9 protein-coding genes are annotated in these 9,375 nt (G+C 74.4%); 7 read left to right on the top strand and 2 right to left on the bottom strand.

All coding sequences use genetic code 11. From position 1 onward, the window contains the following. Both H2038_RS14660 and H2038_RS14655 read left to right on the top strand, forming a co-directional pair. Nucleotides 1-709: TPM domain-containing protein (locus H2038_RS14660; protein ID WP_366926505.1), on the top strand; the 709-nt coding region annotated here is incomplete at its 5' end. Nucleotides 710-769: 60 nt separating this feature from the next. After that, a complete protein-coding gene (locus tag H2038_RS14655) occupies nt 770-1,552 on the top strand; it encodes an endonuclease/exonuclease/phosphatase family protein (protein WP_292114848.1) in 783 nt (260 codons plus the stop codon). Here the strand turns inward: H2038_RS14655 and H2038_RS14650 are convergent. Further along, the gene (locus H2038_RS14650) at nt 1,494-2,942 is read right to left on the bottom strand and encodes a phospholipase D-like domain-containing protein (RefSeq protein ID WP_292114846.1); all 1,449 of its coding nucleotides are present in this window, start codon (nt 2,940-2,942) and stop codon (nt 1,494-1,496) included. The two genes, H2038_RS14655 and H2038_RS14650, sit on opposite strands and share 59 nt — an antisense overlap. A 185-nt stretch (nt 2,943-3,127) precedes the next feature. On the opposite strand from H2038_RS14650, the gene H2038_RS14645 reads away from it, so the two are divergent. The 3 genes from H2038_RS14645 (at nt 3,128) to H2038_RS14635 (ending at nt 6,675) form a co-directional block, all read left to right on the top strand. Beyond that, nucleotides 3,128-3,319, top strand: coding sequence for a hypothetical protein (locus tag H2038_RS14645; protein WP_292114843.1), 192 nt, complete (start codon nt 3,128-3,130; stop codon nt 3,317-3,319). Between the two features lie 259 nt (nt 3,320-3,578). Beyond that, complete coding sequence (locus H2038_RS14640) at nt 3,579-5,981, top strand: tipN (protein ID WP_292114840.1); 2,403 nt, start codon at nt 3,579-3,581, stop codon at nt 5,979-5,981. A gap of 97 nt (nt 5,982-6,078) precedes the next feature. After that, a complete protein-coding gene (locus H2038_RS14635) occupies nt 6,079-6,675 on the top strand; it encodes a hypothetical protein (RefSeq protein ID WP_292114837.1) in 597 nt (198 codons plus the stop codon). Here H2038_RS14635 and H2038_RS14630 read toward each other — a convergent pair. Beyond that, entirely contained in the window at nt 6,672-7,826 is a 1,155-nt protein-coding gene (locus H2038_RS14630; RefSeq protein WP_292114834.1) for an MFS transporter, read from the bottom strand. The two genes, H2038_RS14635 and H2038_RS14630, sit on opposite strands and share 4 nt — an antisense overlap. A gap of 48 nt (nt 7,827-7,874) precedes the next feature. Here H2038_RS14630 and H2038_RS14625 point away from each other — a divergent pair, with 48 nt between their 5' ends. Then, nucleotides 7,875-8,246, top strand: coding sequence for a DUF423 domain-containing protein (locus tag H2038_RS14625; protein WP_292114831.1), 372 nt, complete (start codon nt 7,875-7,877; stop codon nt 8,244-8,246). Between the two features lie 26 nt (nt 8,247-8,272). Further along, entirely contained in the window at nt 8,273-9,247 is a 975-nt protein-coding gene (gene pip / locus H2038_RS14620) for a prolyl aminopeptidase (RefSeq protein WP_292114829.1), read from the top strand. Nucleotides 9,248-9,375 lie beyond the last annotated feature (128 nt).

The raw sequence follows: 9,375 nt of genomic DNA, 5'->3' as shown, positions 1-9,375 counted from the left end.
GCGGAGGCGCGTCCGGCGGATGGTGAACCGACAGTCCGAAACCGAGGCCCGCATCGCGGCCGCCATCGCCGAGGCCGAGGCCCGCACCTCGGGCGAGATCTTCTGCGTGCTCGCCGGCAGCGTCTCCTCCTACCGCGACGTCTCCCTGACCTGGGCGACCGCGGCGGCGCTGATCCTGCCCCTGCTCCTGATCCCGCTCGGCTTCCAGCCCTCCTGGGTGCCGGGTTTCAGCGAAGGCTGGGAGGCGGGTCACCTGGCGGCGCAGGACGCGACCCTCGGCCACGCCCTCGCGGCCTACGCCCTGATCCAGGCCGGCCTCTTCGCGCTGACCTTCCTGCTCGTCTCGATTCCCGCGGTCCGCCGGCGACTGACGCCGCGCCGCATCCGCACCGCCCGGGTCCGCCGGGCCGCGGTGCAGCAGTTCCTCGCCCATGGCGTCCACGTCACCGAGGCGCGGACCGGCGTCCTGCTGTTCGCCTGCCTCGCCGATCACCAGGTCGAGGTCGTCGCCGACAGCGGCATCCACGCCCGGGTCGACCAGACGGTCTGGGCCGACGCCGCCGAAGCGCTGGCGCGCGGGCTGAAGGCGGGCGACGCGGCAGCGGGCTTCGAGGCCGCGATCGGCCTTGCCGGCGCCGTACTCGCCGAGCACTTTCCGCCGGCCGGGCGGGACCGCAACGAACTGCACGACCGCCTGGTCGTTATCTGACCGCAAGCGCCGCCATTCGCGCGGCGACCACGGCCTGTCCGCCCTGCCGCCCGGAAGTTCATGCCCCGTCTGATGACCTACAACGTGCACCGATGCGAAGGCGTCGACCGTCGCATCGACGTGAGCCGCATCGCGGCGGTGATCGCCGAGCACGAGCCCGACATCGTTTGCCTGCAGGAACTCGACGTCGGCCGCGCCCGCACCGGCTACGTCGACCAGGCCTGTTCGATCGCCGAGCAGTTGTCGATGAGCTACCACTTCCACCCGGCCATGCGGGTCGAGGCGGAGCTCTACGGCGACGCTATCCTGACCCATCTGCCCGAGCGCCTGATCCGCTCCGGGCCGCTTCCGTCAGTCCGCGGCGTCCCGGGTCTGGAGCCGCGCGGCGCCCTCTGGGTGGCGATCGAGACCGGCGACGCGACCCTCAATGTGTTCAACACCCATCTAGGTCTGGTCCCGCGCGAGCAGCGGGCGCAGGCGGCGGCGCTGGTCGGGGACCAGTGGCTGGGCCATCCGGACTGCACCGGACCGACCCTGCTGACCGGCGACTTCAACGCGACGTCCCTGACCCGGCCGTACCAGACCCTCGTGCGGCGGCTGGCGGACTGCCAGCGCACCCTGGGCCTGCGGCCGTCGGTCAAGACCTTCCCGTCCAGCTTCCCGGCGATTCGCATCGATCACTGCTTCACCAGTCCCGAGGTGGTGGTGACCGCGGTGAAGGCGCCCTTCTCCCCCCTCGCCCGCATGGCCTCGGACCATCTGCCGCTGGTGGTCGACTTCGAGATCAGACCAGCGGAAGCGCGCGCGGACGCTGGGAGGGCGCGCGCCGTCGCCACGGCCTGAAGGCGTCCCGGGGCGAGGTGGGGTCGCCGATCTGGAACTCGGCGATGAACTGCTCCAGCTGCGACGGGGGCGTCGCGCCCAGCATCCGCATCCGACCGCTGTCGAACCGGTGGATGGCGTCCCCGACGGAGGCGCTCAGGGCCTCGGCGGCGGCGAAGGTCTCCGCGTCGACCCCGATCCAGTGACCGATGGTCCGGTGGCGGAAGCGGCGGATCGCCTCTCGCCCCGCCTCTCCGACGGGACGCGCCGCCACGTCGCACTCCGTGTCGAAACCGAAGGAGCGGTTGTTCAGGTTGGTCGAACCGATGCGGATGATCTCGTCGTCGTAGATCGACACCTTGGCGTGGACGATGATGCGCTGGCCGCCCGGCGTGTGGGGGGTGAAGGCGAAGAAGCGGTTGTGCACATCCGCCTGCTCCAGCCGGAACAGAACCTCCGACCGGGCCGTGTCCATGGTCATCCGGTCGAACCAGCTGGGGCTGCCGCCGGTGGTGACGAGCACGACCTCCGGCCCCTCGGGCTCGCGCAGGCGTTCGGCCAGGGCGCCGGCGATCAGCGGCGAGGTGAAGTACTGGTTCTCGAAGTAGATCAGCTTCCGGGCCCGCCGGATGGCGTCCAGATGAAGGGTCTCGTTCTCGCGCACCGCCGCCCGCTCGCGGCGCTCCGGCTCGGTCCGGGCGATCGCGACCTGCGCGCCTTCGAAATCGGGCTCCACCCCGTCCGGCCACGGATCGTGCTCGCCGGGGTCGACGACGGCGCGCTCGCCGGTGGCCCGCCGCCAGCGGTCGCGCGCAAGGTCGCCCAGCGCCCGGGCCGCGGCGCCGTCCATCACGCACATCACCTCGTGCCGCGGCGGGGCCAGCAACCCGGACGGCAGGCATCGGCGGGGATCGAAGTCCTGGTGCTCGGGCGAATCCCAGCGGTCCACGGACACGTCCCCTCCGCCGCAGAAGGCGATGCGGTCGTCGATGATCACCGCCTTCTGGTGGTGGCAGGCCCCCAGCGCCGGCGGAGGGTCCAGCCGGAACTCGACCATCCGCTTGCGGAACCAGGCGTGGGCCCGCTGCGGAAAGAAGCCCTGGGAGGCGGCGATGAGCAGCGGCGACTTCCAGATCAGCAGCCGGACGTCGAGGTCCGGCCGGGACTTCACCAGCATCCTCAGCTGGTGGCCGAACTGTTCGGAGCCATGGTCCGGGCTGTCGGGGTCGAGGCGGGTGCGGGGATCGAACTGCCAGCCCAGCAGGACGATCGAGCGCGTCGCCTTGGCGACGGCCGAGCGCAGGGCGGCGAAGTAGGCGCCGTTCTCCATCAGCACGGCGAAGCGATCGGCCGTTTCGGTCCGCCAGCAGTTGCGGCCGGGATCGAACAGGGTGTCGAGCTCGTCTTCCATCGCGCTGGCCTGCCCGATTCCCGTGACGGCGGCATGCGCGTCTTCCGGATCAGGAGACGCGCATGCCCTGTTTCCGTTCCCGGGGGCAAGAGGCGGGGCGGCGGGGGCGGTTCCGCGCGGGAGCGCATTGCCGTTTCCGGCTTTTGGGCGCATAACACCGTCTGTTGATGCACAGGGGGTCGGCGATGCAGGCGCTGATCGAATTGATCGCCGGCTTCGTCGCCCTGCTCGCCACGGCGGCGCTGTCCCAGTTCGGCCTCGACCTCACCACCCGCAACGACGCGCCGCGCGAGGTCCACCGGGTCCGCGACTGCGGCGGCGAGAAGGCCGCCACGACCATTCTGGCGGCGGATCGCCAGAACCGGCGCGAGTGCTGATCGCCGGGTCGTTCCGCGTGCGGCGGGATTCCGCCCTCGTCGTCTTTGCGCGTCGCGATTGAACCGCTAGGGTTCGAACGCCCCCGAGCGTCCGCCCTCACGGCGCGCTCCGAGACGAGATCGCCGCCAGATGAAGCCTCCCCGCCACCGGCCGCCGCTTAACCTGACCGAGCCCGGGTCCGCCCCCGACGACGGCGGTCCAGCCGGCCCCGCGTCGCCCGACCCCGCGGCCGGGGAAGCGGCGTCCGGCGACCGACCCATGTCGGAGCGTCGCCGCCGCCGGCTCGCCGAGGAGCAGCGCCGGGCGAAGGAGACGGAGGCGGAGCCGGCCGGGCGCGAACCCGCGGTCGATTTCGCGCCCCTTCCGGCCGAGAGCGCCTCCCTCGCCTCGTCGGCGCCGGCCGCCTCCGGCGAGTCGCCGCCGGTCGCGTGGAGCGCACCGGCCGCCCCCGCGCTCGCCCGTGCGCAGCCGCCCGCGCCCACCGGTCGCCAGGCCTATCTGATCGCCATCATCGCCTCTGCGCTCTGGATCGGCGGGGTCGCCGCCTGGGCCGCTTTCGAGCATGGGTCCGGGGCCGTCGACCTGGAGCCTCTCCGGATGGCCCTCTACGCCCTGATCGCCCTGGCCCCCGCGGGGCTGGCGATCATGCTGGCGCACGCGGTGCGGCAAGGGGCCGGGCTCGCGGCCGAAACCCGCCGCGCCCGCGATCTTTCGGAGGCGCTGGTCGCCCCGACCGCCCTCGCCGCCCAGCAAACCGGGCAGGTGCTCCAGAGCCTGCGTACGGACATCGACCAGGCCTCGCTCGCCGCCGAGCAGGCGCGCCGGGACATGGCCCTGCTGCGCGAGGCGCTGGCGGAAGAGACCGCCCGCCTGAACGAGGCCGCCGAGACCGCCGGCCGGACGGCGCGCCGGCTGGCCGAACAGCTGGGTCGCGAACGCGAGCAGATGCAGGGCCTCGGCGTGCAGCTGGACAACCAGGCCGCCGGCGTCATCGACGCCGTGGAGCGCCAGTCGCGCATGGTCGTCGACGCCTCCGATCTCGCCCAGACGCAGTTGCGCGAGGCCGAGGCGGCGCTCGCCGCCCGCGCCGCCGACCTCGCCGCCGCCGCCGGTGAGGCGCAGGACGCCGCCCGTCTGGCGGCGGACGACCTGGCCCGGCAGACCCTGCGGCTGGAGAACGCCGGCGCCGGCGTGGCGGAGCAGATCCAGTCGGTCGAGGAAGGGCTGGGACAGCAGCGCGCCGCCCTGGTGACCGCCGCCTACGCCCTGCGGACGGATCAGGAGGACTTCTCGGCCCAGGTGGAGAGCCAGCGCGCCCAGCTGGCGGAGCAGCTGTCGGCGGCGCGCTCGGCGGCCGGGGAGCTGAACGACACCTCGGTTCGCACCACCGAAGCCGTGCGCGACCTTGTCGAGGCGGCGGCGGACCAGTTCCGCGCCCTCGTCGACATGTCGCAGCGCGAGGCCGACGGCTTCGACGCCGCCACCAAGCTGGCGCTGGACCGCTTCGAGGCCCTGGCCGCCGAGGCCCGCGACGCCCTGATGGAGGAGACCCGACGGGCGCTGGCGGCGCTGCAGGCCACCGCGGAGGAGTCCCGCGCCGCCGCGGCGGAGGCCGCCGAGCAGGCCCAGGTGCGCGCCGACCGTCTCGGCGAGGCGCTGTTCGACGCCGCCCGCAAGGCGGACGAGGCCGCCGACGCCCGGGTGGCGAGCGCCCGACGCATCGTGCAGGAGACCGGCGGCCTGGTCGACGCCGCCGGCGAGCGGGCGCTGGAGCGTCTGGAGCTGGTGGTCGAGCGGATGGACGTCGCCCTGTCGCGCATCGACGAGAGCCTCGGCGAACTCGACGAGCGTGCGGCCCGCCTCCCGGACGAGGCCCGGGAGCGGATCGAGACGGTCCGGCGCGCGGTCGAGGAAGGCCTTTCCGCCCTGTCCGCCGCGTCGCAGAAGGCCGCGGCCGACACCGAGGCGCTGGACGCGGGGTTCCAGGAGCGGGTGCGGCGCAACTACGACATGCTGACCGAGGCGGTGCGGCTGATGGGCGTGGTCTCCGGGGACGCGCCGCCGACGCGCCGGCGGCCGGAACCGGCGAGCGAGCCGCCGCCGCCTTCCTCGCCGTCGCGCGGGGCGGAGTCGCGCGGCTTCGGCCTGCGCGGGCGGCTGAAGCTGGAGCCGGCGCCGGCGGCGCCCGCCCCGCCGCCGGCCGGCCCGATGGGCTGGAGCGACCTGATCGACGAAGGGGGCGGGGAGACGCCGCTGGACCTCGACACCCCGGTGATGCCGGACGAGGCGCGGCCGGTGGAAGACCTCGAGGTCGTGGGCGACCGGATCGTCGCCGCCATCCGGCGGATGGGGGTGGACCCGAACGCCCTGCTGCCGCGCTCGCGGGTCGAGGAGGCGGCGCGGGCGGTGGGGGCCCGCGATCCGGAGGGCGCGCGACAGATCGTCCGCAAGGTCGCGCCCGCGGCGGTGCGCAGCGTGTCGCGCCGGGTGCTGAGCGACCCGGCGCTGCGGGCGGACGCGGAGGCGTACGTCCGGGCCTTCGGCCGCGAGCTGACCGGCCTCGCCGCCGCCGGCGACACGGCGGGGGTGACCGGGCGGCTGACCAGCGACAGCGGCCGCGCCTTCATGCTGCTGGACGCGGCGATCGGCGACCTCGCCTGAGGCCGGTCGCCCGCGGCGCGTGGGGGGTTGACGGCGGCGGCCCCTCCCCCACAGGTTGGCGGCGCGTCGTCATGCAAGCGTCATACGGGTCCGGGTTATGGCAGACATTCCGCAGGCGTCTCCGGACACCCGGCCGTCGCTCCTGATCTGCGCCTGGGAGCCGGAGGAGACGGCGTGGGACCCGGTCGAGGACCTGTCCGGCGTGCCGTGGAGTCCGCCGGGGGCCCGGACCGAGCCGCTGGACGCCGACGCCCCCGAGCCCCTCGCCGAGACCCTGTCGGCCCGGCTGGCCGATCCCCGCTGCCGCGGCCTGCTGCTGGTCGGGCGGACGCGGAAGGGCGACGACTTCCGGCTGCAGCTGCGGGCCGAGAACCGCACCCTCGACGGGGTGCGGCGGCTCGACGTGGCGGGCCCGGGCGTGGTGCGGGCCACCGCGCCGGCCGCGGAGGTGGTGCGCGCCCTGCGGGAGGCGGGGCTGCCGGCCCACGCCACCTCCGAGGCCGAGGAGGACGCCGGCAGCTACCTGCTGTACCGCGTGCTGTCCGGCCTGCCGGACGGGACCGACGCCCCCGCGGTCGCCCTGCTGCGAGCGCCGGTCGACGCGCCCGACCCGGCGGTGCAGCGGGCCGTGAAAGCCGCCGCCCAGGCGGTGGCCCGGCACCTGTCGCCGCTGCCGCGGCCGCGGGCGGTCTAGGCGAGCCGGCGCCGCAGCGGGAGGGCGGCCAGCAGCCCGGCCGCCGCGAGGAGGGCCATGGCCGCGTAGCCGCCGGCGCCGAAGCGGTCGTACAGCGGGCCGGAAGCGGCCGTGGCGGCGCCGATCAGCAGGCCGGCGGACAGCACCGAGCTGAGAGTCTGGGCGGCCGTCTGGCTGTCGCGCGGCGCCAGCTGCTCGACGATCTGCACCCCGGCGAGGAAGGTGGCGGCGAAGGTCAGGGCGTGCAGGGCCTGCAGCGGCCAAAGCAGCCACAGCGGCGGGGCGAAGGCCATGGCCGTCCAGCGCAGCACGGCGGCGGCGGCGCCGACGGTCAGCAGGAGCCACGGCCCGACGCCGGCGCGCCGGCGCCACGGCTCGAACACCCACATCAGCAGGATCTCGACGAGCACGCCGAAGGCCCAGAGCCGCCCGGTGACGGCCTCGCTGAGGCCCTGGGCCTTCCACAGGATGGCGGAAAAGCCGTACTGGAAGGCGTGCGCCGCCTGGACCGCGCCGACGGCGAAGATGGCGGTCATGAAGACCGGGTCCGCGACCAGGCGGCCGAGGCCGCGGAAGCGCTCGCGCCCGCGCACCGGCGCCCCCTCCCCCACCGGCTCGGCGGGCAGCACCGCGGCGCCGAGGGCGGCGACCGCCAGGCCGGCCACGGTGACCCAGATCACCACCAGATCGGCGGGCGCGGCCACCAGCCAGCCCCCGACCCCGACGTTGGCGGCGACGAAGGCGGCCGAGCCGAATCCCCGCGGCAGGGCGAAGGTGAAGCCGTGGCGCGCCGCGAGCCGCAGGGTCAGGACGTCGCTGAGCGGGATCAGGGCCGCCGCCGCCGTCGCCCCGACGAACCAGCCGAGGCCGCAGAGCCACGGCCCCTCCGCCAGCCCGGCCATGGCGTAGCCGGCGGCCATGACCAGGCCGAGCAGGGCGATCGGCGCGCGGCGGGTGCGGAAGCCGTCGGCCCAGACGGCCAGCAGGGGTCCGGTGACGACCCGGCCCAGCATCGGCGCGGCCAGCAGCAGGCCGATCTCCGCGCCGTCCAGCCCCTTCGACCGCAGCCACAGGCCGGCGAACGGCAGGCTGACCCCGGTGGCGCCGAAGAGCAACACATACTGCAAAGCCATGCGCACGGCGGGGGACATCGGGCGCCCATAGCAGACGGGACGGATTCTGTCGGCTAGCCTCACGGGATGATCGGGAATCGCCTTCTCGCCGGAGTTGCGGCGCTCAGCGGCGCCATGGCGGTGGGGCTCGGCGCCTTCGCCGCCCACGGCGCCGGGCCGGCGGTGAAGACCCTGCTGACCACCGGCGCCCATTACCAGATCGTCCACGCCCTGCTGGCCCTGCTGTGCGCCGTGGTTGCGGCGCGGGGCCGGCTGTGGACCGCCGCCGGCTGGCTGGCCGTGGCCGGCGGCCTGGTCTTCGCCCTCGCGCTGTCGGCCATCGGCCTGCTCGGCGTCCGCGCCATGGGGGCCGTGGCCCCGGTCGGCGGCGTGCTGATGATCGCCGCCTGGATCCTTGTCGCTCTCGCCGCACTGCGGCCTTCGTCCCGTTCCGCCTGAATCGCCCGTAGAAAGACCTGAGTCCCATGGCCTTCCCCGCGCCCGAAGCCCCGCGCCGCGAGCTGTTCCCGGAGATCGAGGCGTACGCCAGCGGCTACCTGCCGCCGGACGGGGCGCACGAGGTCTGGTACGAGGAGTCCGGCAACCCGCAGGGCCTGCCGGTGGTGGTGTTGCACGGCGGTCCGGGCGGGGCGGTGAACCCCGGCATGCGGCGCTTCTTCGACCCGGCGAAATACCGCATCGTCATGTTCGACCAGCGCGGCTGCGGCAAGAGCCGGCCCTACGCCGAGCTGGAGGACAACACCACCTGGAAGCTGATCGCGGACATCGAGCGGCTGCGCGAGCGACTGAGCATCGACAGGTGGGTCGTGTTCGGCGGCAGCTGGGGTTCGACCCTGTCGCTGGCCTATGCGATCAGCCATCCGGACCGGGTCTCGGCCCTGGTGCTGCGCGGCATCTTCCTGCTGACCAAACCCGAGTTGCGCTGGTTCTACCAGGACGGGGCGTCGCACATCTTCCCCGACGCGTGGGAGCGGTTCGTCGCGCCGATCCCGGAGGATGAGCGCCACGACCTGATGGGGGCCTACTATCGCCGGCTGACCGGCGACGACCGCGCCGAGCGCGAGCGCTGCGCCGTCGCCTGGTCGAGCTGGGAGGGCGACACCGTCAGCGTCCAGGGGCCGCGGGCGCGGCCGGAGAAGTTCGCCGAGCCCGAGTTCGCCGTGGCCTTCGCCCGCATCGAGTGCTGGTACTTCGTCAACGGCGGCTTCTTCCCGGAGGAGGGCTGGCTGCTGAAGAACGTCGACCGCATCCGCCACATTCCGTGCTGGATCGCCCAGGGACGGTTCGACGTGGTGACGCCGATGACCAGCGCCTGGGCGCTGCACCGCGCCTGGCCGGAGGCGAAGCTCGACCTCGTCGGCGACGCCGGCCACGCCTCGAGCGAACCGGGCATCGTCGACAGCCTGGTGCGGGGCGCCGACTGGGCGGCGTCGCTGTAGGCGGGTCTTCACCGGCTCTCCTCTCCGGGGGACCACAGGGCGCGTCGGTTCGCCGCTTCCGGGAGGGAAGCGGTGGCGGGAAGGGTGCGGGGCGCCGGGCCTCGCCCGGTCTGTGGGATGAGTTACCG

The sequence above is a fragment of the Brevundimonas sp. genome (assembly GCF_013912005.1).
Taxonomy (GTDB): domain Bacteria; phylum Pseudomonadota; class Alphaproteobacteria; order Caulobacterales; family Caulobacteraceae; genus Brevundimonas.
Note: the sequence above shows the minus strand (reverse complement) of the source record. Positions and strands in the feature narration are given on the sequence as shown.